The organism is Mycolicibacterium sp. MU0050 (genome assembly GCF_963378085.1).
Lineage (GTDB): Bacteria > Actinomycetota > Actinomycetes > Mycobacteriales > Mycobacteriaceae > Mycobacterium > Mycobacterium wendilense.
On the sequence record NZ_OY726395.1, the window covers coordinates 4,236,592 to 4,261,271 of the forward strand.

Annotated in this window: 20 protein-coding genes and 1 pseudogene; 3 read left to right on the top strand and 18 right to left on the bottom strand. The window is 62.9% G+C overall.

Going from position 1 to position 24,680, the window contains the following annotated elements:
* Positions 1-70: 70 nt before the first annotated feature.
* The 4 genes from R2K23_RS20280 to R2K23_RS20295 are packed head-to-tail and all read right to left on the bottom strand — an operon-like array spanning position 71 to position 4,508.
* A complete protein-coding gene (locus R2K23_RS20280; RefSeq protein WP_316512097.1) occupies positions 71-1,300 on the bottom strand; it encodes a CaiB/BaiF CoA transferase family protein in 1,230 nt (409 codons plus the stop codon).
* 53 nt (positions 1,301-1,353) lie between these two features.
* Positions 1,354-3,048: a thiolase C-terminal domain-containing protein gene (locus R2K23_RS20285; RefSeq protein WP_316512099.1), complete on the bottom strand. Its 1,695-nt coding sequence runs from the start codon at positions 3,046-3,048 to the stop codon at positions 1,354-1,356.
* A 6-nt stretch (positions 3,049-3,054) separates the two neighbouring features.
* Positions 3,055-3,306, bottom strand: a complete 252-nt coding sequence (locus R2K23_RS20290; protein WP_316512101.1) for a hypothetical protein — start codon at positions 3,304-3,306, stop codon at positions 3,055-3,057.
* Positions 3,307-3,317: 11 nt separating this feature from the next.
* The gene (locus R2K23_RS20295) at positions 3,318-4,508 is read right to left on the bottom strand and encodes an amidohydrolase family protein (protein ID WP_316512106.1); all 1,191 of its coding nucleotides are present in this window, start codon (positions 4,506-4,508) and stop codon (positions 3,318-3,320) included.
* A gap of 423 nt (positions 4,509-4,931) precedes the next feature.
* Between R2K23_RS20295 and R2K23_RS20300 the strand changes: the two genes are divergently transcribed.
* Positions 4,932-5,795 carry a mycofactocin-coupled SDR family oxidoreductase gene (locus R2K23_RS20300; protein ID WP_316512108.1) on the top strand — a complete coding sequence of 288 codons (864 nt, stop codon included), beginning with the start codon at positions 4,932-4,934 and terminating at the stop codon, positions 5,793-5,795.
* An 87-nt stretch (positions 5,796-5,882) separates the two neighbouring features.
* Here the strand turns inward: R2K23_RS20300 and R2K23_RS20305 are convergent, their stop codons facing one another.
* The 7 genes and pseudogenes from R2K23_RS20305 to R2K23_RS20335 all read right to left on the bottom strand — a co-directional run.
* The gene (locus tag R2K23_RS20305) at positions 5,883-7,346 is read right to left on the bottom strand and encodes an aldehyde dehydrogenase family protein (protein ID WP_316512110.1); all 1,464 of its coding nucleotides are present in this window, start codon (positions 7,344-7,346) and stop codon (positions 5,883-5,885) included.
* 55 nt (positions 7,347-7,401) lie between these two features.
* Positions 7,402-8,601, bottom strand: coding sequence for a cytochrome P450 (locus R2K23_RS20310; RefSeq protein ID WP_316512112.1), 1,200 nt, complete (start codon positions 8,599-8,601; stop codon positions 7,402-7,404).
* 103 nt (positions 8,602-8,704) lie between these two features.
* Positions 8,705-8,956, bottom strand: coding sequence for a ferredoxin (locus R2K23_RS20315; protein ID WP_316512113.1), 252 nt, complete (start codon positions 8,954-8,956; stop codon positions 8,705-8,707).
* 287 nt (positions 8,957-9,243) lie between these two features.
* Positions 9,244-10,461, bottom strand: a complete 1,218-nt coding sequence (locus R2K23_RS20320; RefSeq protein WP_316512115.1) for an acyl-CoA dehydrogenase family protein — start codon at positions 10,459-10,461, stop codon at positions 9,244-9,246.
* Positions 10,462-10,470: 9 nt separating this feature from the next.
* A complete protein-coding gene (locus tag R2K23_RS20325) occupies positions 10,471-11,571 on the bottom strand; it encodes an acyl-CoA dehydrogenase family protein (protein WP_316512117.1) in 1,101 nt (366 codons plus the stop codon).
* A gap of 111 nt (positions 11,572-11,682) precedes the next feature.
* The gene (locus R2K23_RS20330) at positions 11,683-12,948 is read right to left on the bottom strand and encodes an FAS1-like dehydratase domain-containing protein (RefSeq protein ID WP_316512119.1); all 1,266 of its coding nucleotides are present in this window, start codon (positions 12,946-12,948) and stop codon (positions 11,683-11,685) included.
* Between the two features lie 293 nt (positions 12,949-13,241).
* Positions 13,242-13,829, bottom strand: a pseudogene (locus R2K23_RS20335) (transposase); the annotation flags it as partial.
* 160 nt (positions 13,830-13,989) lie between these two features.
* Here R2K23_RS20335 and istA point away from each other — a divergent pair.
* Together istA and R2K23_RS20345 are read left to right on the top strand one after the other, a co-directional pair.
* Positions 13,990-15,612 carry an IS21 family transposase gene (gene istA, locus R2K23_RS20340; RefSeq protein WP_316512120.1) on the top strand — a complete coding sequence of 541 codons (1,623 nt, stop codon included), beginning with the start codon at positions 13,990-13,992 and terminating at the stop codon, positions 15,610-15,612.
* A gap of 1 nt (position 15,613) precedes the next feature.
* Complete coding sequence (locus R2K23_RS20345) at positions 15,614-16,411, top strand: ATP-binding protein (protein ID WP_316512122.1); 798 nt, start codon at positions 15,614-15,616, stop codon at positions 16,409-16,411.
* A 343-nt stretch (positions 16,412-16,754) separates the two neighbouring features.
* On the opposite strand, the gene R2K23_RS20350 is transcribed toward R2K23_RS20345, so the two are convergent.
* The 7 genes from R2K23_RS20350 to R2K23_RS20380 form a co-directional block, all read right to left on the bottom strand.
* The gene (locus R2K23_RS20350) at positions 16,755-17,609 is read right to left on the bottom strand and encodes an MlaE family ABC transporter permease (RefSeq protein WP_396892449.1); all 855 of its coding nucleotides are present in this window, start codon (positions 17,607-17,609) and stop codon (positions 16,755-16,757) included.
* A complete protein-coding gene (locus R2K23_RS20355; RefSeq protein ID WP_316517437.1) occupies positions 17,606-18,316 on the bottom strand; it encodes an MlaE family ABC transporter permease in 711 nt (236 codons plus the stop codon). Before R2K23_RS20355 ends, R2K23_RS20350 begins: the two co-directional genes overlap by 4 nt.
* Positions 18,317-18,392: 76 nt before the next feature.
* Positions 18,393-19,838 carry an MlaD family protein gene (locus tag R2K23_RS20360; RefSeq protein WP_316512123.1) on the bottom strand — a complete coding sequence of 482 codons (1,446 nt, stop codon included), beginning with the start codon at positions 19,836-19,838 and terminating at the stop codon, positions 18,393-18,395.
* A gap of 1 nt (position 19,839) precedes the next feature.
* A complete protein-coding gene (locus tag R2K23_RS20365) occupies positions 19,840-20,976 on the bottom strand; it encodes an MCE family protein (RefSeq protein WP_316512124.1) in 1,137 nt (378 codons plus the stop codon).
* Entirely contained in the window at positions 20,973-22,322 is a 1,350-nt protein-coding gene (locus R2K23_RS20370; protein WP_316512125.1) for an MCE family protein, read from the bottom strand. Before R2K23_RS20370 ends, R2K23_RS20365 begins: the two co-directional genes overlap by 4 nt.
* Positions 22,319-23,632 (bottom strand): MCE family protein, encoded by a 1,314-nt coding sequence (locus R2K23_RS20375; protein ID WP_316512126.1) that lies wholly within the window; start codon positions 23,630-23,632, stop codon positions 22,319-22,321. Before R2K23_RS20375 ends, R2K23_RS20370 begins: the two co-directional genes overlap by 4 nt.
* Positions 23,629-24,657: an MCE family protein gene (locus R2K23_RS20380; protein WP_316512127.1), complete on the bottom strand. Its 1,029-nt coding sequence runs from the start codon at positions 24,655-24,657 to the stop codon at positions 23,629-23,631. The genes R2K23_RS20375 and R2K23_RS20380 overlap by 4 nt, the downstream gene beginning before the upstream one ends.
* Positions 24,658-24,680: the final 23 nt, after the last annotated feature.

Sequence of the window (24,680 nt, forward strand, 5' to 3'; positions counted from 1 at the left end):
TCACCACCACCCACCCCGACGGGCGCGCGTCACCGTGGTTCGCCTCGGTCACCGCGCACCCGTCCAGCAATCAGGTAGCCGCGCCGGCGATCTTCAGCTCGATCAGGCCTTCATCGTCCACGCCGAGCTCACGGAGGATCTCGTCGGTGTGCTCTGCGAACTGAGGCGCACGCTCCATCTGAACCGCATGGTTGTCGAACTTCACTGGGTTCGCCACCAGTCGTTGGCGCACTCCGTCTGCATCGACGACTTCTACGATACGTCCGTTCGCCAGGAGTGCCTCGTCGTGAGCCATGTCCCATCCGTCCTGGACGGGGGCCCACTGGCCGGTGAAGTCCTTGAAGCCGACAACCCAGTCGGCATAGGTTCTCGACGCGATGGACTCGGCGATGCGCTCACACAGCGCGTCCTTGTCTGCGGCGATGCGATCGAGTGTGTCGTACCTGGGATCAGTGGCGACGTCATCGAGCCCAATGGCCGTGAAGAACTCTCTCCAGTACCGGATCGGCTGGAGTATCGCGAACTGCAGCCAGCGGCCGTCCAACGTCCGGTAACTTCCGGTGAGCGGGTTTCCCGGTGCCTGTGTTGTGCTGTCCGCCTTAGGAAGAGGTCCACCGGTCATCATCGCCAGATTCACATTGAACTGGGTTGCCCAGGCGCCCACTGCCAGCAGGGAGACGTCGATCTCAGACGGCTTCCCCGTACACTTCCGTCCGTAGAGTGCAGCGGAGATGCCAGCGGCGATGCTCAACCCTCCCATGTTGTCGCCGTATGCACCGGAGGGCATGAACGCCGAACGGGCGGTGCCCGGCGGATTCAGACCGTCCGCGCTGCCACCCCGCGCCCAGAAGGCCGTCGAATCATAGGCGCCACGCTCGGCGTCAGGACCCTCACTGCCGAACCCACTGCCCACCGCATAGATGATGTCGGGGTTGATCTTTCGGATATCTTCGACATTGATTCCGAGCTTACGACGGGCTGAGGGCAGATAATTGGTGAGGAACACATCACTGCGCCTCACCAGTTCTTCAAGCACGGGACGTGCTTCTTGTTTCTCCAGATCCAGTCCGATGCTTCGTTTGCTGCGGTTTGGCCCCTCCATGATCGGCGCGAACGACGAGCCCTCCCGACCCGCGTCGAGACCGAGCACCCGAACCAGACCGCGCTGAGCGTCGCCCTTCTCGGCGTGCTCCACCTTGATGACATCCGCGCCCCAATCAGCGAGAATTGCCGCGGCGGCCGGCACGAAGGTGTACTGCGCGACCTCCAGGATACGGACGCCTTCCATCGGGCGGTGCATGGTTACTCCTCGTTGTCTCGGTTGTCGAAGGCACTCTGACCTATGGTGGAAAATCAGTTGTTGCGCAGCAGAATCGCGCCCGAGGGAACGCCTCCCCCGGCAGTGACAACGGCGACACGCGCATTCTCGACCTGACGGCCATGGGCTTGGCCGCGCAGCTGCAGCACGGCCTCGCGAAACAGTCCGTAGCCATGCGTCCGCCCCGCCGAAAGCTGTCCACCGTGTGGATTGAGTGGCAGCCTTCCCCGCATCCCGATGCCCCTCCCCTCGTCGACGAAGTCTGTCGCGCCACCGAACTCACAGAACCCCAGGCCCTCCAGCCACGACAGGGCGTTGAAGCTGAAACCGTCGTACAGCAGAGCGACATCGACGTCATCGTGACGAAGGTCGGTCCGGGACCACAGATGGGCCGATGGGCCAAGTGACTGAGGCAGGTGGGTGAGGGTGCTCTGGTCCCAGGAAAGACGTTCCATGATCTGGGTGCCGACCGCCTCCACCAGAACCGCGGGATTGCGGCAGTCGGCCGCGGTTTCCACCGCCGAAACGATCACCGCCACCGCACCGTCGATCGGCACGTCACAGTCGTAGAGGCCGAATGGTGAAGAGATCATCCGCGCAGCGTGGTAGTCGTCGATCGTGATCGGGTCGCGATACACCGCCTCAGGGTTGCGCGCCGCGTTGGTTCGGGCGTTGACCGCGATCCAGCCCAACACATCCCTGCTCACGCCGTAGCGATGCAGATAGTGCGAAGCCTGGCAGGCTATCCAGTTCGCCGCCGACACGGCCCCATAGGGTGAGCGTTCCTCGGCCATCCCGGTCGCCCGCTCCACCGGTGGTATCCAGTCACCGCTACGGACCAACGCGGCGTGGCTTGCCTCCCATACAGTTCGGAAACACAGGACATGTCGGCACAAGCCGGCCGCAACGGCCAGCATGGCTGCGATGATGGAGCCGTTCTGCCCAGGGAGATCCCCTCCGCCGTTGACCCAGGTTGGCCGGATCCGAAGGGCCTCCTCCAGGGCCATGATGCCCCCCTCGGACATGCCTGGGTGGACAGCCGGGCTTCCGGGATAGGTGGACAGTCCGTCGATCTCCGCCAGAGTCAGCCCGGCATCCGCCACCGCCTGCAGACACGCGTCCACCGTCAACGACAACGGGTCCACCATCAGCCGTCGGCCGAGTCGAGACTGGCCTACTCCGGTCACTGCGACCCGGTCCTCGAACTTGTGTGCTGAGACCCGGGGACGCGGGGTCAGGTCCGGTTCCGGGTTCGCGGGTGGGGCTGACACCGACTCGAGGGCGTGCGGGTCGGGCTCGAACAGAGGCAGCCACACCTTGGAGTCCTGCTTCGAGAAGACAACCCGCACGTTCAGCCCGATACACACATCCTGGACATCGCAGTTGATAATGTTCGTCGTCAATCGGACCGCGGGATCTTCATCCAGAGCGACGATCGCCACGACGTAGGGCGGAGGGAAGTCCGCGAGCCACTGCTGTTCGTTCACCGTGAATCCGACAACGACGCCACGTCCGGATACCGGCGTCAAGGACACATCACGAGCATGGCAGTAAGGGCACAGGGCCACGGGTGGATGCACCCGCCGACGACAAGCGCTGCACTGGGCGATGCGCAGCACCCCGTCAGCTCCCGAAGCCCAGAAGGCCGCACTGGACAGCGTCGGCTGCGGCAGCGGACGCGTCGGCCCGGACTCAACCAACGAAGGGCTCTCCCCCTTGCCCGAGGTCACCCGACGTCACCGACCCTGTCTGCGAAGGCTGTCGCGCAAGGTTTCCATCGCGACGAGCCGGCGCTGCATCCCGACCCGGTCGAGCAAAGCCTCCGGCACCTGTCCACCACTGTCATACCGCTGGATGCGGTCACGTTCAGCAGCGATCTCATCATCCAGCAGTGCCGCGGCCAGGCTCTGGGTGAGCAGATCCTGATCGACCCAATCATCCTGCGACAGACGGGCGGCCGGCCCGCTCATATCATCGCGTTCTGGCATTCTGCTGTCCGTCATGACCGAGGGAAGTTGAAGAGCTTCCGCGCATTGAGTTCGACGATCTTGTGCACGTCCTCGTCTGGGACGTGCAGCATCGACTCGTGGACCAGCTTGCGACTGTTGGGCCAGTTCGAATCGGAGTGCGGGTAGTCGCTCTCCCAGGTGATGTTGTCAATGCCGATGGCGTGACGATTGGCGATTCCGAAGTCGTCCTCGATGAAGCATCCGTGGATGTGCTTGGCGAACAACTCGGACGGCCGCACGGTCGGATCGATGTTCTGGTAGTGGCGGTGCTTCGACCAGGTGGCGTCCATCCGCTCCAACAGGTAGGGAACCCAGCCCACCCCACCCTCGGACAGCAGGAATTTCAGCCCAGGATGCTTGTGGAACACCGGCGAGAACAGCAGGTCGGCCGTGGCATACATGGAGTTGCATCCGAACAGGGAAATCATCACCGCCATCGGCGCTTCCGGTGCTGTGATGGGGGCCTGGCCGGATGTGCCGAAGTGAACGCACAACGGTTGCTCTGTCTCCACCGCGGCAGCGAAGACCGGATCCCAATGATCCGTGTGGAACGAAGGAAGTCCCAGCGGCACAGGGTTTTCCGGAAATGATATGGTGCGCGACCCCTTCGCCGCAGTTCGGTGGATCTCCTTCACGCAGTCCTCGATCGACCACAGCGGGAGGATCGTCAGTGGAATCAGGCGATCCGGCGCAGTCGGGCACCATTCGTCAAGCACGTAGTCGTTCCATGCCTGCACCGACAACAGCGCCAGTTCGAGGTCTTTACCCTCCAAAAAGACCGTGCCGGCAAAGCGCGGGAACGAAGGGAACGACAAGGTCGCATGTACACCGTCGATGTCCATGTCCGCCACACGAGCCTTGGGGTCGTAGCACCCCGGCAGCATGTCCTCGTACCGAGTCGGCTCGACCCCATACTCCTCGGGCTTCTTGCCTGCGACCGCGTTGAGGCCGATGTATGGGTAGATTCGGCCTTCGTACTCCCAGACCTGCGCAGGCCGTTCGGACAATCCTTCGCCTATCGCGGCGCCGTTGCCCGGGTTGATCGCCTTCGGCATCAACTTCTCGATGATCTTGGGGCCATTCTCAAGATGCTTCTTCGGCAGCCGGTCAGTCCAGAGCCTCGGGTGCTCAATCAGATGATCATCCGTGGAGATCAACTGCATGTGCGGTTGCAATGGCATTTGTCGTCACCTTCGTCATTCGAGAACTCGTTCGCGCGCTCCCACACAGCCTCCGTCGCGGTCGTCGGATCCGCCCACTGGGAGCTGATGAGCCTGGGGTGTCGAGTCCATGTCGGCCCACTCGAAATAATACGATACATAATAGCTCTATTGGAAGCGCCCAAGTCCACCAACTCCGGTCAGCGCCCGTATCGAAAGCCGGTGCGGCCTCAACAGTGCCGATCGCGTTATGCGACCAACAGCGAGGAATCGAGGCGCCAACCAGAGGGCACGTGTACCCACCCGCGATGATCGACTGTTTATGAACAATCATATACCGTATTTTGGGTGATGTCCGTCTCACCACAGCGCTCGGACGCGCCGCGCGCCTGATGTCGCGTTGACGGGCATCCAGTCACCTCACACATTTCAGGAGATCTAGACATGGGAAAGCTCGATGGCAAAGTCGCCTTCATCACCGGGGCCGCGCGTGGTCAGGGGCGCAGCCACGCCGTGGCGCTGGCAACTGAAGGCGCCGACATCATCGCCGTGGATCTGTGCGAAGACATCGCTACGAACGAGTATCCGCTGAGCACATGGGCCGACCTCGAAGAGACGCGGCGACTTGTGGAGAAGGAGGGACGTCGCATCCACATCGCGAAGGCCGACGTGCGCAACCTGGCGGCACTGGAGGCAGCGCTGGGTGGCGGGATCGAGACACTGGGCCGACTCGACGTCGTCGTGGCCAACGCCGGCATCTGCCCGATGGGCCCGGCCTACACCGGTCAGGCATTCATCGACGCTGTGTCGGTCGACCTCACCGGTGTCATCAACACCGTGGCCACTGCGTACCCGCACCTGACTTCCGGCGCATCGATCATCGCCACGGGTTCAGTCGCCGGGCTCATCAAGGGCGCGGCCGACAACCCGGCCACGGGCCCTGGCGGCGCAGGGTATGCCCACGCCAAACGAGGCGTCGCAACCTTCGTCCACGATCTCGCAGCCGCTCTGGCACCCGAATCCATCCGGGTGAACGCCGTGCATCCGACGAACTGCAGTACAGACATGCTCTTCAGCACACCGATGTACCGCGTATTCCGTCCAGACCTCGATGCGCCGGGTCGCGAGGACGCAGAAGCCGCGTTTCCCGCGATGCAGCCGATGCCCACGGGTTGGGTGGAACCCGCCGATGTCAGCAGCGCAGTCGTGTTCTTGGCCTCCGACGATTCCCGCTATATCACCGGTCTTCAACTCAAAATCGATGCAGGGGCCACACTTTCGGGCACTGTTCCCTTTGCCTTCTCCTGATCGTTCAGGAGAGTAGCAAGTAGCGGGCCGGCAAAGAAACTGAGCCGGGTGGCATAGGCCACCCGGCTCAGTCGCGTTCCGCACCGATCATCCGGCACTCCACAGTACCGCCTTGGTCTGCAGATATTCCTCGAGACCTGCCTCTCCCCACTCCCGCCCGAGTCCGCTCTGCTTATATCCCCCGAAGGGAACGTGCGGACTGACGCTGCCACCGCCACCGTTGATCGAGACCGTCCCGGCCCGGATCCGTTTGGCAATGGCATACGCTCGCACAGGATCTGCGGCAGAGACATTTCCGGCCAGTCCGAAATCACTGTCGTTGGCCAGCCGCACCGCGTGGTCGTCGTCATCAAACGGGATGATCACCCCAACAGGGCCGAAGAACTCCTTCTGGGCGATCTCCATCGAATTGTCGACATCGACGAACAGAGTCGGTTCCACGAAGAAGCCCCGGTCGAGACCCGCAGGTCGTCCACCACCGAAGGCGATACTCGCGCCCTGAGCAACACCGGACCCGATCAGAGATTCGACTTTCTCCCGCTGCGCCGCGCTGATGAGCGGACCCATCATCGTCGAAGGGTCGGCGGGATCACCCACGACAATCCCTGCCAACCCCTGAGACACCATTGAAACCAATTCCTCATAGCGGGAACGGTGCACCAACGTGCGAGTCAACAGGGCGCACCCCTGGCCCGCCTGCGTGACCATATTCGTGACCACCGCCGACGATGCGGCCACCAGGTCAGCATCGTCGCAGACGATGTTCGCCGACTTGCCGCCGAGTTCCAAGACCACCTTCTTCAGCGACGGTGCCGCCTGCTCGTACACCAGGCGCCCGACGGTGTCCGAACCGGTGAAGCTGACAAGGTCAACCATGGGGTTAGTGGTCAACTCTCGACCTGCCTCGGCATCTCCGGTGACGATGTTGAGCACACCGGGAGGCAGCCCCGCTTCCTGGGCGATCTCGCCGAACACCAACGCCTCCAACGGGGTCGTCGGCGCGGGCTTCAACACCACGGTGCACCCGGCAGCCAGAGCGGGAGCGAGCTTCATGACGTTCAACAGAAGCGGAAAGTTGTATGCCGACACCAACGCAGCCACTCCGGCAGGCTCCCGCAGCACAACCCCTTGGCCCAGGTCCCTTCCGATGCGAGGCCGCACCCCTCGTTCGAAGTCGAAGGCGGGCAGGACCCGTTCGGCCATGTCACGGAAATGCTCCAGCGGGATGCCGACTTGAAGGAACTCTGCCAATGGCCTGGTCGACCCAGCCTCGCGCACATTCAGATCGATCAGCTCGGTGCGCCGTTCCTCCAGAGCATCGGCCATGCGCAACAGGACCTTTGCGCGTTCCCGCGGGTGGAGGGTGGGCCACGGCCCCTCGTCGAACGCCCGACGTGCCGCCTCGATCGCCATGCGGACATCCCGGGCTGCTGCCTGCGGTACCTGTGCGATGACCTCTTCGGTGGCCGGATTGAGGACGTCGAGCGTCTCGGTGCCCGTACCGTCGCACAAGGTACCGTCGATGAAGAGGCTGGTTGTGGTTGACGTCATTTCACTCCATGTATTAGGCGATTGCCGGCTGATCCATCGAGGAGGTGGTACCCGACTAACCGCACCGGTTCCAGACGAGAGGCAGCGCGTCGATTCCGAGCATGTTTCCTGCTTCGCGCGGCACAGCACCATCGGCGAGCCGATACTCGGGGATCCTCCTGTGCCACTCCTCTAGCGCGATCCGGAGCTCCCGGCGTGCAAGATGAGATCCCAGGCAGCGATGCGGCCCCGCCCCGAAGCCGATATGCCGATTGGGCGTGCGGTCGATCTTCACGGTCGTCGCGTCCACGAACTCGTTCTCGTCTCGAGTGGCCATGTTCAAGGGGACAGCGATCATCTCGCCCGCCTTGATGGGACAACCTGCGATCTCCGTGTCGCGCGTCGCCTGGCGCGCCGGGACCACGATGGCGTATGCCCGGATGAACTCCTCGATAGCTGTCGGGATGAGATCGAAATCCTCGACGATTCGCCGGCGATCTTCGGGATTGCGGGCCAAGTGGTAGAAACTCAGCCCCAACGTCGCGGAGACCGTGTCCAGGCCGGCCATGAACATCAACAGACAGAACGATCCGACATCGGCGTCGCTCACCGGCTCTCCGTCAATCTCGAATCCGAGCGCACTGCTGATGAGATCGTCGCCGGGGTCGGCACGCCGTGCAGCGATCACCTCTGTGAAGTACTCGTTGACCGCGGCCATGGCCGCGGCCTGCTTCTCCAGAATCTCCTCCGCAGTGCCGGTGCCGTGCAGGATGTCATCCTCCCACTGCATGAACTGCCCGATGTGATCCCAGGGCAGACCCATGAGCTCCAAGAAGATCGATGTCGGGTACTGAAGCGCGAAGTCCGCCATGAAATCACAGGAGTCCTGCTTTGCTATCTCCTCGATGAGTTCCACCGCACGCTGGCGAAGCGCCTCGTCCAGTCGGGTGATGGCACGGGGCGAGAACAACGGACCGAGCTGTTGGCGCCACTGGTAATGTTCGCTTCCGTCAAGGGTCTCCGGAATCCACTTGTAGTCGGGCTCCGGGCTGAACACCTCAATTGCGCGACTGGAGAAAGTCTCCGCGTTCTGCAGTGTCCTGAGGATGTCCTCGTGACGCGTGACGATGTAGTAACCATTGGCGATCGAGTTGTAGATCACCGGTGCCTCCGCGCGCAGTTCGTCGTAGCGCGCGAGCTTCTCGCCAACGGGCAGTTCGTCGTACGGATTGAAGTTGTGGACTGGGCAGGTGGGGACAGTTTCAGAAGCGGTCACGTTCTCTCCCTGATCGATCAGTTGCTTGCTTCAGATGGAGGCAGGGCTGCATCCACGGCGGATCGCCTGGATTCACAGCCGACTCGGACTTCGAGCGTTGGGCTCACTCCAAGGTGAGCGCACGCTCGGGACAGGATTCAACGGCAGTCTCGGCATCCGCCTCAGCACCGGGCGGAACATCCACACAGGGTCCGATCACGTACCCGCTGTCATCGAGATCGAAGAGGCCGGGAGCGGCAGCGAAGCAGCGCGCATGCCCCGAGCACTTGGCAGAGTCGATGTGCACTTTAGCCATTGGCCACACACCGATACTGACCACCGCCGTGCACATCGGCGGTTTGAGAACATGATTCATGTGGTTGCGCCCAGAATCCCGCGCCAGCCATATCCACCTCTCCTAGGAATCCGTTGGCCCATGCCTACGCTGCGACGCCTGCCGAATCGGACCGGATCGGCGGCGTGAAGCTCGTCTCCACCGTGTGTCCGTACAGGCGAACTGAGTCCGTCCGAGTACCTGAGACTCGCATCACACACACTATACGGTGGAGGATTGCTCTATTACAAGGACGTTTCCGAGCTTTTCTGGCCGCAATGTGGGCGCTTACCGCCCTATTTTTCGACCTATAATATATCGATTAGTGTTTACGGCGGCATGGCTGGATCACGCGGCATCCCGAGGACCTGCTCCGCCAGGGTGTTCTTCTGGATTTCCGTCGTCCCCGTTCCGACCGTTGAGGCGCGGGTTCGCAGGAAGCCGGTCAGCCAACGACCGCGCTGCACAGCTCGCGGCGAGGGCTTGGTCACCAGCCCATCGACACCGAGAACATCGAGGGCGAACTCGTGGATGTCCTGCTCGTACTGGGCGATGCGCAACCGCGCACCCGAGGCCGCCGGTCCAGGTTCGCCGGCGGTCATAATGCTCGCAACGGTACGCTCTGCGCTGTACTGCATGATCCGCAGACGCATCTCGAGTTCGACGAGTCCATCCCGGATTCCCGGATCAGCAACCGCCCCCCGCTCCTGTACCAGAGTCCGGAGTTCATCCAGTACCCGGCGATACATGGCAGCGTTCTTCAAGGCTCCGGCTGCCCGTTCATTCCCCAGACTGGTCCGGGCGATCTTCCAGCCGCGGTTCTCCTCGCCGAGTCGGTTGTCCACCGGGACCCGTACATCGTCGAAGAACACCTCGCCGAACGCAGTGCCACCGGACAGATCTCTGATTGGCCGGGCGGTCACGCCAGGCGTGTCGAGATCGATGATCAGGTAGCTGATTCCGTCCTGTCGCGACTCCGGAGCACCGGTACGCACCAGCGCGTAGACGGTGTCCGAGTGGTCGACATGGCTGGTCCAGACCTTCTGCCCATTGACCACATAGTGGTCACCGTCACGGCGGGCTGTGGTCCGCAGAGCAGGAAGATCTGACCCCGCCTCCGGCTCCGAAAAACCCTGACACCACACTCGATCACCACGCAACATCGGGCCGAGGAAGCGCCGCTGCTGTTCCTTGGTCCCGTACCTCATGATTGTGGGAGCAGCGATTCCGACACCATTTCCGAGCGGCCCGGGCACCTTGGCCCTGGCGTACTCCTCTTGGTAGATCAGCTGCCGCCCGAACGACAGATCCATCCCGCCGAACTCCCGGGGCCAGTTGGGCCCAGCAAAGCCGGCATCGAACAGCATTGCAAGCCACCGCTTCTGCCATTCGAGTCGCTCGGTGCGCTCGTGCGGCGGCCTGCCCGGATGGTGGTCGGAAAGGAATCCGCGGATCAGAGCACGGAAGTCTTCATCCGAGTGTTGCTCGGCCCGGACAGGATCGTAACGGACCGCAGATGTCTGCACCGGCATCGGATCAGTCGGCATCACAGGCTCCTAGATTCCAACGAATGAGGCCAGCCGGCGCTTGTGGAACGCGGGCGCACCGGCGATCATCTCCAACGTCTTGGCCCGCTTGAGATACAGGTGTGAGTCGTGCTCCCAGGTGATGCCAATACCGCCGTGGATCTGGATGTTCCGCTTCGCCACCTCGGTATACGCACGTGAACAGTAGGCCTTCGCCAGCGCCGCAGCTTCGCTCAGACTCTTTCCGCCGCGGTCCACCGACTCCCATGCGCGATAGGCAGATGATTTCGCGGCTTCCACCTCCAGCCACATCTCGGCGCAGGAGTGCTTGATGGCTTGGAAGGAGCCGATCGGGCGCCCGAACTGTATCCGCGTCTTCGCATAGTCCACGGCCATCTCCAGACAGCGCTGTACGCCACCCACTTGGTCAGCCGCGATCGCACAGAGCAGGATGTCGATCGCGTGTTGGACGGCCTCGCCACTGTCTGCAGAGGTCAGTCGCCACGCCGGGGTACCGGCCAGCTCAGCATCGGTCAGCGGCAGCGTCAGATCCACAGCGGGCAAATGACATCGACTGAGGCCATCGGCCGTTCCTTCAACCACGAAGAGTCCAGGCGTGCCAGCGGGGTCCAGCGCCGCCACGATGACAAGCTCGGCGGTGTGTCCGCCGATGACGAAACTCTCGTGGCCGCTGAGTATCCAGCGATCCCCGTCTGGAACCGCAGTGATGCCGGGCGCGGATCCGCGCGCGGCCGCATCCAGGGCGACCGCACCGGTCACTGCACCACCGGCGATCGCCGGCAGCCATGGACGATCGGAGTCCCGATCAGCAACCCGGAGCAGAATCTGACCGACCACTACGGTCGCCAGGAACGGCACAACAGCAAGCGATCGGCCAACCTCTTCCAGCACCACAACCAGATCGGCGAGGTCACCGCCGACTCCGCCGAACTCTTCGGGTATCGCCACGCCTGTCAGACCGAGTTCGTCTGTCATTCGATGCCAGGTCACCGAATCGTGCTCACCCGACTCCATGGCCGCGCGCCGACGTTGTCCTTCACCATTCTCGATAAGGAATTTCCGTGTGACACTCCGGAATTCATCGTGTGTTTCGCTGAACATCAGCACCATTGGAGACCTCCGTGGCTGCCGTCATCAGCGGCCCAGTCGTTCGTCCTCACGACGGGCCGAGTCCCTGACGGTCTGCGCTGCCAGTCGCCGCCGCGGATCGCCACATCGCGATCACAACGCTCCAATCTCAGGTCCGATGTTGAACCGCCGAAGCTCACTCTGCAGAACTTCCTCCAGCGTCTCCCCCGGTGCTTCAGGAAGTACGACAGACGCCTCACGGGCGGGCAACAGTACAGTCGCCGTGGCCGGTGTAGTCACCACACCGTGCTGATTCTCGCACCACACTTCGAGATGGACGGCGTTGTGACCGCCGACGCGCACCTTGGCTGTGACGCGGCCGTGCACCCAGGTGGTGTCGCCGATGTAGTTGAACTTGCGGTGTTCACACCGCAGCTTCCACAACCAGGCGTCGTCTCCCATCCAATCGGTGAGCGCGTGGATGATCCACGTTTCGCGCATCGCGCCGTAGTCGTAGCTGGTGGGCAGACCCAACTCCTGCGCCCGCTCCGGCTCCCAGTGCAGGCGCTGCACGGTGTCCGGGATGTTCAGCGAGTTGGCCGGGTACATCCCCGGAATCTTCTTCCTGGTGTTGTAGGAGATCTTGAAGGCACCGGGCGGCGTCAGCTGCATCCCCCATCCCACATGCCACATGACGATGTCCGTCGTAGTCAGCGGCCCTTTCACACGGGACTGGATTGCATCTCCGACGGCGACGTCTTCGAAGTACCGTGGCTCGGCACCCCTCCTGGCCTCCGCCGCGTAGGCCGCATCGATGCGCGCGAGCTCCTCCTCCGAGTAGGGGTGCTGAATAAGGGATTCGGTCTTCCGTTCCTTTGTGGCTGAACGCTCTGCATGGACCCAGGTGCCACGACGCACCGCATGCGGTTCACCGTTGCCGTTGGCGTAGATGAAGTCGTGCGTCACGTGCGCAGTGCGACCGCCGAATCGGCTCGCCTTCTCCACAACACCGACCTGCGCCTGCAGCACCTTGCAGCGATCGCCGAGCCGCAGAGGTTGCCACCACTCATACTCCATGACCGCCTGGTACGAACCGAGTCCAGCAAACGGGTCCCCCTTGAGGAGCGCCTTAGTCTCGGCGTCTCGCTCGGACACTGCGTCTTCGCCCATCGTGTAGTGGAAGTTGGGCGGCGCAATCAATCCGCCCCATCGCGTGCCGGATGCGTAGTCCACGTCGCAGTACAGAGGGTTGTCGTCGCCATAACCGAAGGCGAAATGTCGCGAAGTATCCAGCGACACCTCGAGATTCGGTGGGATACGGGGCGGCCTCGGAACTCCGAGACGCTGACGCGAGCGCGCCAGAGCCGCGTCCGTGAGCTTGCCGTAGTCGGCACGCTCCTGTGCAGATGCGATCGCCATGCGACGTCCTCTCCCCGAACTTCACTTTTGTTAATACGATACATGAATCATCTAGATTTACGAACCGCTGGTGGCATGGATGGTCCAGGAGGGGAGCTGGCACGAGAGCGGCCCTTGCGTCCCACACGGGACTATCAACTGGTCAAATAGTCCGAACGCGGGCCTCGCCGACAGCGATCCAGACGCCCAACCCGCCACCCCACATCGATGAATTCAGTAGCTGATAGCTCGACAAAGGTCAAGTCCAGGGACGTGGTGTACGACGTCGTCGGGTGATTCTTCGAGGTGATGGTTCAGGCGGTCAGTGCCGCCGGCGTGGCCTCCTGTTCGCTCGGGGTGTCGTTGACGGCACGTGATTTGCTCAGCGCGTCGAGGCCCAGGTAGCGCCGAGACTCGGACCATTCGTCGTGTTGTTCGGCCAATACGGCCCCGACGAGACGAATCAGCGCATCGCGGTCGGGGAAGATGCCCACGACATCGGTGCGCCGGCGGATCTCCTTATTGAGCCGTTCCTGGGGATTGTTCGACCAGATCTGACGCCAAATCTGATTGGGGAAGTTAGTGAAGGCGAGCAAATCCGGGCGAGCGGATTCCAGGTGGTCGGCGACCTTGGGGAGCTTATCGGCGAGAGCATCGATGATCCGATCATATTGCGCTGCAACCGATTCCTTGTCAGGCTGGTCGAACACCGAATGCAGCAGGGTGCGTACCCACGGCCACGACGCTTTCGGGGTGATCGCCATCAGGTTGGTCGTGTAGTGGGTGCGGCAGCGCTGCCAGGCCGCGCCGGGCAGCGTGGCGCCGATCGCGGCCACCAGGCCCGCGTGGGCATCGGAGGTGACGAGCTTGACCCCGGACAGGCCGCGGGCGGTCAGCGACTGTCGCCTGCCATGAGGATGGGACCAGTGTGACCTGATTTTTGCCAGGGTGATGGGACCACCTGGATTGCCAGTTATGGGACCACCGGCGCGTCGCGTCGGTGGTCTTTTCATTTGTTCGTTCGATCGCCGTGATGGCTGAAGTCACGGAGGTTCGGCGGGCATGGCTTTTCGGGAGGTCAGTGTGAATGAGATCAGAGAGGTGCTGCGGGTGTGGCTGGGGGTGGCGGGCCTACCGGCCCCGGGGTACCGCACGATCGCTGCGCATTGCGGTCTGGACCGCAAGACGGTGCGCCGCTACGTGGAGGCCGCCCAGGCGGCCGGGCTGTGCCGTGACGACGACGTCAGCGCGGTCGATGACGCGTTGATCGGGACGGTTGCCGAAGCGGTGCGTCCGGTGCGTCCCGATGGCCACGGGGCGGCGTGGGAACAGCTGCTGGGGTTCGAGGAGCAGATCACGAAGTGGGTGGCCGGCACCGACGGGCAGCGGCCGTTGACGGTGACCAAGATTCACACCCTGCTGGCCCGGCAGGGTTGCGCAGTGCCGTATCGAACGTTGCATCGATTCGCCAGCCAGCGTTGCGGTTTCGGCCGCAAGGACCTGACGGTGCGGATTGCTGATGGTGATCCTGGGGTGGAGTGTCAGATCGATTTCGGCTATCTGGGGATGCTCCCCGACGCCGATGATGGGCGGCGCCGCAAGGTGCATGCGCTGATCTTCACCGCGGTGTACTCCCGACACATGTTCGTGTGGCTGTCGTATTCGCAGACCCTGGCCGCGGTGATCGCCGGATGCGAGGCGGCGTGGGAGTTCTTCGGCGGGGTGTTCGCGGTGCTGATCCCCGACAACCTCAAACCGGTGATCGCCGCCGCCGATGCGGTCAATCCGCAGTTCAGCCAGGGGTGGCTGGACTACGCCGGGCATGCCGGATTCCTCACCGACCCCGCGAGGGTGGCCTCGCCGAAGGACAAGCCACGCGTGGAACGCGCCGTGCAGTACGTGCGCCGAAACTTCTTCGACGGTGAAACATTCACCAGCCTGCAGCAGGCGCAGGACGCCGCGGCGCGGTGGTGTCGTGACACGGCGGGCACCCGCATGCACGGCACCACCTGTGCCCGTCCGCTGGAGATGTTCACCGCCGAAGAGCAGCCGACGCTGCTACCGGTGCCAGGGGCCTATGACGTGCCGGTGTTCAAGACGGTCAAGGTGCACCGCGATTTCCACGCCGAAGTCGCCAAAGCGCTATATTCGCTGCCCGAGCAATGGATCGGGACCACACTCGACGTGCGGGCTGATACCGAGCTGGTGAAGTTCTACCGCCGCGGCGTGCTGGTCAAGGTCCATCCCCGCCAGCCGGCCGGTGGGCGCAGCACCGACCGGTCTGATCTGCCCGAGCACAAGACCGGCTACGCGCTGCGCGATGTGGCGGCATTGATCGCCACCTGCGCTGCGCACGGCCCCCACGTCGGGATCTACGCCGAACGCATCCTCGATGACCGGCTGCCCTGGACGAAGATGCGTACCGTCTACCGACTGCTGGGCCTGGTACGCCGCTACGGCGCGGACAGGGTCGAACAGGCCTGCGCACTCTCGCTGGATCTTGATGTCGTCTCGGTGAACAAGATCGCCTCCATGCTTGAGCGTGCCACCGAGAACAGTATCCCGGCATTGCCGAAGGCGGTCGGCCACACCGCGACCCGGTTCGCCCGTGACCCAGACGAATTCAACTCCACCCCAACATCATTGACCGTAGTACCCGGCACCGATCCCGAGGAGAACCGCTGACATGACCACCACCCACCGCGGCGCCACCGACCCTATCGGCGCTGATCTGCTCCGCTTGCTCAAGACCCTCAAACTCGGTGCGCTGGCCGACACCCTGCCCGAACGTGCCGCCCTGGCCCGACAACACAAACTCAGCCACATCGGCTTCCTGGAAACACTGCTGGCCGACGAGGTCTCCCGACGCGAATCCCGCTCCGCCACGTTGCGAGCGGCCAAAGCCGGACTCGACCCGAGCATGCGGTTCGACACCTGGACCGCCCACGACGACCTGCGCTATGACCGCACCCTGCTGGGAGATCTGACCTCACTGCGGTTCCTCGACGCCGGCCAGCCCGCCATCGTCCTCGGTCCAGTCGGTGTCGGAAAGACTCATCTGGCAACAGCATTGGGGCACATGGCCATTCGGTGCCGCCACAGCGTCTTTTTCGGCCGAGCCGACAAACTGTTCACCCGGCTACGCGCCGCCCGCCTAGACCACACCGTCGACGCCGAGATCCGCCGACTGGCTGCCGTGGACGTCCTGATCATCGACGACTTCGCGCTGCGCCCGCTCGATGCCACCGAAACCAGCGACTTCTACGAAATCGTCGTCGAACACCACCGCGCCAAGACCACCATCGTGACGTCCAACCGCGAGCCCGCTGAATGGCTGACCATGACCGCTGACACCCTACTGGCCCAATCAGCCATCGACCGGCTGACCTCCGCCGCCCACACCCTGGTCATCGAAGGACCGTCCTACCGCCAACGAACCCGCCCCCGGCTTGACCCAGACGCCGCAGACAAGCATCCTCAGTAACGCGCCACGGTGGTCCCATCCCCCTGGCAATCAGGTGGTCCCATCACCCTGGCAAGCGACAACTCACCGAGACAGCCGATTGCACCCCTCCGGCCGGCATCACTTCGACCTCACGAGCGTATGGGCGTGTCGCCGCGATGGTCCTCGTGACCTGCGCAACGCGCTTCCGCCGTACAGTCTCCGATTCGGGCTCGACCCGGTGCTCCGCTGAATCGTCCTCCGCCCCAATCGGCGTCCTCCTCTACTCGATACTCGGACACGGTTAAACCCGAGCCTCATCAGGCATCCTCACTCACCGCTGAGTTCGGCTTGACGCTCTTCAACCCGCACAAGGTCTTTCCCGCTATCCGGACAGGTTGAAGTTCCCGTTCTGTCCATATACGGCAAGCGAGACTGCCAGTGTGATGAAGCTCGCCACGATGAGAGAAGTTCTGGTTGCACGCCCCACCGCCTCCCCTACTCCCACCGGTCCGCCCGAAGCGGTGAATCCGTAGTAGGTGTGCAGAAGCATGATGACGATTGCCATGAACAACGCCTGGAGGAATGCCCACAACAGGTCGACAGGGTTGAGGAAGGTCCTGAAGTAGTGGTCATAGACACCGGTGGACTGACCATAGGCGATCGTGATGCTCAGCCGCGTTCCGAAGACGGCCATGATGACCGCCACACAGAACAAGGGAACCACCACGATCAGGCCGGCGAAAATCCTGGTCGAAGCCAGGTAGGCGATGGACCGGATTCCCATGACCTCCAACGCATCAATCTCCTCGCTGATACGCATCGCCCCGAGTTGGGCCGTCGCACCGGCACCGATGGTCGCCGCAAGCCCGATGGCCGCCACAATCGGCGCCACCAGTCGGATGTTGACGAATGCAGAGATGAATCCCGAGAATGCCTCGACACCAATGCCACTCAACGAGCTGTAACCCTGGATCGCGATCACCGTGCCGCCGGCCAGCGTCAGGAATCCGATGACCACAGTGGCGCCTCCGATGAGCGCCAAGGCGCCACTGCCCAATCCCATCTGGGCTATCAACCGAACGACCTCGGCCCTGTAGCGGACCAACGCCTCACCCAGTGACCGGACCGCAATGAAGTAGAACTGCGCCTGATGACCGAGTTCTCTAAGGCTGAGCACAGCACGCTGTCCGATTGATCGCATCGCCGGAAACTGCCGGCTCGGGGCCTGGTGCTTCATGAGCCCGCCTGCACGCTGACTCCGGTGAGGACCACGTTTATCAGGAACAGGGCCATGAACGCGAAGACGACGGTCTCGTTGACTGCATTCCCCACACCTTGGGGCCCACCCTGAACCGACATGCCCTTGTAGCAGGCGATGAGCGCCGCGGCCAGCCCGAACAACGCCGCCTTCACACTTGCGGTGACCACCTCAGGCAATCCAAGGAGAAGTGTCAGGCCACCGGCGTAGGCGCCTGGTGTCACATCCTGGATGAAGACCGAGAACAGGAATCCTCCGGTCAAGCCGAACAGCGTGACAGCGGAATTGAGCAGAAGGGCGACCACTGTGGCGGCGATCATCCTCGGCACCACCAGGGCTGCAATGGGATCGATTCCCAACACCCGCAGTGCATCCAGCTCTTCACGAATGGTCCTGGCGCCCAGATCGGCGCACATGGCTGTGGCGGCAGCACCGGCGATGACGAGCACTGTGACCACCGGACCGGTCTGGGTGACCACACCGAGCGCCGCTCCGCTTCCCGAGTAGTCGGCTGCGCCGATCTCGGTCAGCAGAATGTTGATCACGAACACGGTGAGCACCGTGAATGGGATGGCCAGCATCAGGGTCGGCCCGACTGACACCTTGGCCACGAACCATATCTGCAGTATCAATTCGCGCCAGGCGAATGGCCTTCGCGGAACCGCCAGGAACGCATCCAAACTCATGGCGAAGAACGCTCCCACCGCGTTGAGCGGCCTCTTCACTGCTACGGCCTTCACTGGCCACTCCAATCGCTGCTGTTCATCGCTCGCCGGCCTCAGGTGGCAGCAGCATCGACTGCCAACTGCGTTTCGGATCTTTCGTCTGCTCCAAGTCGCGTTGGTGGAGTACCTGCCCGTCCGGAGTCACATACATCCCGGTCGCGGGATCGTAGGGGGCGATCGCGATCGGATGGGCCTGCGCGGCCGGTGATGTGGCGAAGGGTTGTTCGGGAATGGCCTGGCCCGACAATGTTGCGTTCGGGTCCCCCTTCCAGTTCAGCCCGTCATTGAGCGGCACGTAATTCTCGTCGCTCTCGCACATCTCCACCGTGGGTGCCCTCTTCCCTGGCCGTGTCACGCACGGCAGGTTGCGCGCTCCGCGCACATTGAACTGCGAGTCCTGCGGCACTCGGCAATACAGGTGTCCGGTGGGTCGGTCGGGGTAATCCTCCAAAGCCGGTGAACGTCGCTGCTGGGCCGGAAGGAACCCGGTTGAACACACCGGCGGCAGATTGAAGTTCAGGTTGAAGCTCAGGAACGATCCGTTATAGGCCTGCTTCGAGAAGCGATTGGCAACCGCGATCGCCTGTACCGCCGCGACTCCCTGGGGAAGTAGCACCAATATCTGTTCCAGGGCTGGCCGATAGGTGACCATCACCGGCGCGACACCCGCGAGGTTGGCCGCAAGGATCGGCACAGTCATCTGGAGACTGTCGAACAGCTCCCGGACCTTGTCGCCACCGGCGGCGGCATCGCGCACAATGCCTTGGACGTCCGCGTCCCGATCGCGTAACTGGCCGCTGATGTCGGCCAGGCGCCGGGCCCATTGCCGCAGAGAGTCCGACGTCTCGGTCTGCGTGTTCAGCAGCGGTGCGATGTTGTCGGTGACGTTCAGCAGCTCGGGGAGACTCTTGTCGGCATCCGCAGCCAGCGAGGTGGTGCCTTTGATCAATCGACTGATGTCCGGGCCCAAACCATTGAAAGCGATGTAGCTCTCGTCCACCAGGTTCCGGAGATTGTCACCGGGGATGGCCTTCAATCCCCGATTGGTCGCGTCGAGCAGATCGTTGATGTCGACTGGCGTCGTGGTCCTGTCAGCGGGTACGCGATCCCCGTCGCGAAGCGGCGGCGCGTCCGCTGTGCGCGGGGACAACGCGACATACTGCTCACCGACTGCCGAGACACTGTGCACCTCTGCCACCAGGTCTGAGGGAATCTGGATGTCGGACCGCAGCGACAGAACCGCCTCGACATTGTCGGGGGTGAGATTCACGGCCCTTACCTCGCCGACCTCTGTTCCCCGGTAGGTCACGTTCGCGCGTTCGTACAGTCCAGCCGCCGCGGGCAGTTCGACGGTGACGGTGTATCGCCCGAGCCCCACCAGACTAGGCAGTCTGACGAGTCCGAAGAGCATGACCGCCACGGCAGTGGCGGTGACTGCGAGGAGAACCAGGAGCTGGATACGGGTGTTCCGGGACAAGCGCACGTCAGGATCCCCCGTCGAAATGGTAGGGAGCAACCAACGGATTACCCGCGGTATAGGGACTGGGAAGCTGACCGATGGTGCGTCCCCACTGAATCTCGAGCTCCGTCAGATTTCCCTCCCATCGAGTTCCAGTGAACAGCGACGAGTCGAGGCGGCTGAGGGTGAGGTCGATGATCGCGGTGAGATTGGCGTAGTCGCCCCGCACCCACTTCTCCAGGGTGTTCTTGGGGTAGGGGAAGGTGGAGAAGAAATCCATCGACCTGGTGAGCGCCGGACCGCTGTCGGCCAGGGACTGCAGAACCGGACCGATATCCTGCAACTCCTTGACGAGAGCATCCTTGGTCTGCAGCGTCGCGTCAGCAGCCAGCGCGCTGAACCTCCCGAACCGCTCCCATGCCTCGACAAGGGTTGCCCGCTCATCGCGTAGGACACTCAGAGCCTCGGGGATTGTCTCAATCGCTCTGTCCAACACGGGCTTCTGCGTGGCGAATTGACTCACCACATGGTTGAGGCTGTCGGTGGCGTCGATGATGTCGGCGGTCTGACTGCTGAGGTGCCCCAGGAAAGTGTCAAGCTGGTTGACCAGTGTCCTGATCTCGGACTCCCTGCCAGCGAATGCCGTGGCGAGGGTCTCGGTGATCTCCTGGATCTGCCCGATCCCACCGCCGTTGAGCAACATCGACAGCGCAGCCAGCGTCTGCTCGGTGGTCGGGTACGCGCTCGACGAGCGAAGCGGAATGAACCCCTTGTCGCGAAGTCGGCCTTCCGGGACTTCCCCGACCGGAGGCGCCAACTCGATGTGTTTGGACCCGAGCAAGCTGGTCTGCCCCAATGTCGCCGTGACGTTCGCCGGCAACTCGACGTCTCCGTTGAGGACCATCGTCACCATCGCGTCCCAGCCCGCAAGTTCGATCTTCGTGACTGTTCCAACCGTGACGTCTCCGACGCGCACCCGCGAATTTCGTTGCAGATTATCGACATCGGGCATCTCAGCTCTGATGACGTAAGCGTCTGCGCCTCCGCCCTCGGTTCCCGGCAATGGCAATGAGTTCGGACCCTGCCATTGGGCGCATCCCGACACTGCAGTAACGGCCAGAACCGCCACCGCCGCTGCGAAGCCCCGCTGAAATCCCATCATGGCTGCCCCTGGTCGACGGTCATGAGCCCCCGTAACCCCTCAGCGGGGTCAACCTGCTGCACCTCGGCAGCCAGTGGCGGTATCGCCGCACCGTCCGATGGTGCGCCGGCAGTCGAGATGGGCTCACCGGTGGACGATGGACGGCTGCCTTCATCGGATATCGGTCCCGCCGGCGGAACGTAGTCCGGTCGCAGCCAGTCCTCCGAGTACCCAATCTCATTGGGACGCGCTGCTGCACCGACGACCGGGTTCACACCGAAGGGCAGAAAATTGTACTGCCGGTTCCTGACTATCGGTGCCAGATACTGCGCGCACAGCTTGGCCGACTGCTCCGCCCCGAGCTGTGATGCCGCCTGAATCGCGCCGCACAGGAAGGATACTGGGTTGGCGAAGTTGGTCACTGCCAAGGCACCGCTGAGTGTCGCCTGCGCCGGCTGGTAGATGTTGAGGAAGTTCTGGAACGCCGTCGGCGCTACGTGCAACGTCTGTTTGATGTCGTCGAGGCTGTCGTTGAGCGCCGTGGTGATCGAAGCCAGCCTCTCCGTGGTGATGCCGAGCGCCTCCTTGTTGTCGGTGACGAAGGAACGTACGTCACCGATCACGGCGTTCAGGTTGGCGATGGCATCCGCCACCTCGTTCGGTTCGTCTGACAGCAGCCCGGTCACCGCGGCGAGATTCACGTTCAGCTGGCGAATGACGTCGTGGCTCGACTGCAGCGCGGACACGAAAATCGACAGGCTCTTGACGGTGTCGAAGATGTCGGAACTGTGGTCACCCAGAGCCGAGAACGCTTGTCCAAGTTTGGTCAGCGCGTCCCGGACACTGGCGCCCTGGCCGCGCATGTTGTCCGCCGCAGTGTTGACGAACTCGCCCAGCGTGCTCACCCCTCCCGGTGAGGTGGGCTGGAGCGTCGCGGTGAGCTTCTGCAACTGCGCGCGCAGTTCGTCATACTCGATCGGCACCGCGGTTCGCTGCTCCGGGATCACCGAGCCCGTGGCCAACTTTGGTCCGCCCCCATAGACAGGCGTCAACTCGATCGCCCGGACTGCGACCAGCGACGGCGAAATGATCATCGCATTCACATCGGCCGGCACCGGATATCGTCCGTCCACCCAGAAGGTGATCTTCGCCCCACCGGGTTGAGGCTCAATACGATCGATCGTTCCGACCGGCATCCCCAGGACCCGGACATCGTCTCCGACGAAGATACCGTTGCTGTTGGCGAAGTAGCCGGTCACCCACGTGCGGTTCCGGTTCGGCGCCATACCGACAAACAGCACACCCGCTGCGAGGACCACAGTCATGAAAAGGCCGAGTCCGACCTTGAAGACACCGGTTCGCATCATTGTCCACTTCCTGGGGTAGTCGGTTCCGTTCGCAGCGTCACGCCACCCCCGGCGTCCGTGGAATCCGACGCCGGCGACTGTGACGAATCCCCCACATCGGCCGCCGGCGGTCCCGGTGGCGGGCCCCCGGACTCTGGCGCCGGCAGCAGCTCGCGGTAGGGGTAGCGCGGATCGTCCGGGTTCCCGGTGATGGCGTCGGGCAGATTCAGACGGGGCGGTCCCCCCTGACCCGTCCGGGGGAAGGGCACCGGCAACGCCGGGGTTGCCGGTTGACCGATCTGCGGATCGACCAACTCCGAAGGAAGACGTGTCGCAGGATCTAGACCGAGATCCGAGAATGCGGCGTCAACAAACGGTTGGATGAACTGCCCAGGCAGAAGGTTCACCAAGTAGGCCTTGAAGAACGGGCCCGAGGACACCGACTCTCCCAGCGACATCGCATACGCATTGAGCTTCTTGATCGATTGCTGCACTTCAACTTTTCGATTGTCGACGATTGTCAGCACGCCGTTGAGCTTCTCCAGCGCCGGCCGCAGCGTTTGCCGATTGTCACCGATGAATCCCTTGATCTGCTGTGTCAGCTCAGCAATGTCCACCGAAATATGGTCGAGCGCGTTTGCCTCCGTGATCAACTGGGCCAGGAGCGCATTCGTGTCGTCGACGAGTCGGACGATCTGATCACTGTGTTCCGCAAGCACGCCGGTGGCCTTGCGCGCGTTGGCAAGAAGACCACGAAGCTCGGAATCACGCCGGTCAAGCGCGTCGGCGAATCGGGCGACGTTCGTCAATGCCGATTTCAACGCGGGCGGCGTGTCTTTGAATGTCTCGGAGAGGACAGCAAGGGACGCGGACAACTGCTGTGTATCGAGGCCGCTGACCGCCGATGCCACATCACCCAGCGCATCCGGCAACTGGTAGGCAGAGGTGGTGCGATCGAGGGGAATCGTTTCTCCCTGCACCCCCTCCCCCCGCGGGATCACCTCGAGATACTTCGCACCCAACAGACTCTTCGTCTTGATCGCGGCTTCGCTGCGATCTCCCAGTCTGATGCCGCTCTGCACGTCAAAGGTGATCAGGACCCGGGGGCCGTCCAGCCTCATGCTCTTCACTCGGCCAACCTGCACCCCCGACACCTCAACCGCTGCACCATTCACCAGCCCGCTGGCATTGGCGAAATACGCTGAGTAGTTATTGGTCTCGTTGAGTACGGGTAGGGATTGGTAATTGAGCGCAGCAATTGCCAACGCCGCGCTGAGGCCAAGCCCTGCGACACCGACCGCCATTGGATTGCGTTCCGTGAACGACTTCACTTGGGAGTGCACCTTCCCGTGGTCTGGCCAGCCAACTTCACATAGACGGGTTGGCCGCCCTTGCCGTTGACTTTCAAGAGCAGGTCGCAGAGATAGAAGGAGAAGAAGTCTCCGTAGAGACCCTGCCGGGACAGCATCTGATAGGCGTCAGGCAACGTCTTGAGCAGATTATCGAAGTACTCATGGTCGGCCACCACAAGAGCGGATGTGCGGTCGGTCTCCTGAACGACTTTGGTGACCGGTGGACGGCCTTGACGCAACAGATCCGTGATTGCGCCGAACGCCACATCCGAACTCGAAACCGCGGCCGACAGTTCCTGTCGATGGTCCGACAATGTCGAAACCAGTTCCGACAACGATTCGATGGCTTTGGCGAACTGGGTGCTCTGATCACCGAGCGAACCGAGCACTGTGTTCAGATTGGTGACCACATCCCCGATCAACTGATCGCGGTCGGCCAACGCGGAGGTCAGAGACGCAACCCTGTTGAGGAACGAGCCCACGGTGTCGGCTTGCCCCTCGAACGCCTTGATCAGTTCGCCGGTCAACTCGTTGGTCTGCTCCGGATCGAGGGCGCGGAACAGGGGGCGAAACCCGCCGATCAACGCGTCGAGATCCAGCGCTGGCGACGTGTTGGCCACAGCGATCACACCACCGGGCTTGATCGTTGGTGTTCCGCCAGCACCCTCCTCCAATGCAAGGAACCTCCCCCCGATGAGATCGTCGTAGCGGATCACCGCACGAGTGCCCTCGGTGAGGACCACGACAGGCCTGGCCGTGAACTCGACCCTCACCGTGGTGTCGGGTTGGACAACAACTGATTTCACCTTGCCCACTTCCACACCCGCCACGCGGACGAACTGATTCGCCTTCAGCCCACTCGCGTTGGTGAACACGGCAGCGTAGGTGTTCTCCTTCTGGAAACGAAACTGCCCGAACACCGCGTACAGGCCGAACGTCAGGAACGAGCAGATCACGAGGAAGGTCGTGACCCTCCATACGACGCCGATCATGTTGCCCCTCATGGACGCTGCCTCTTTCTCTTGCT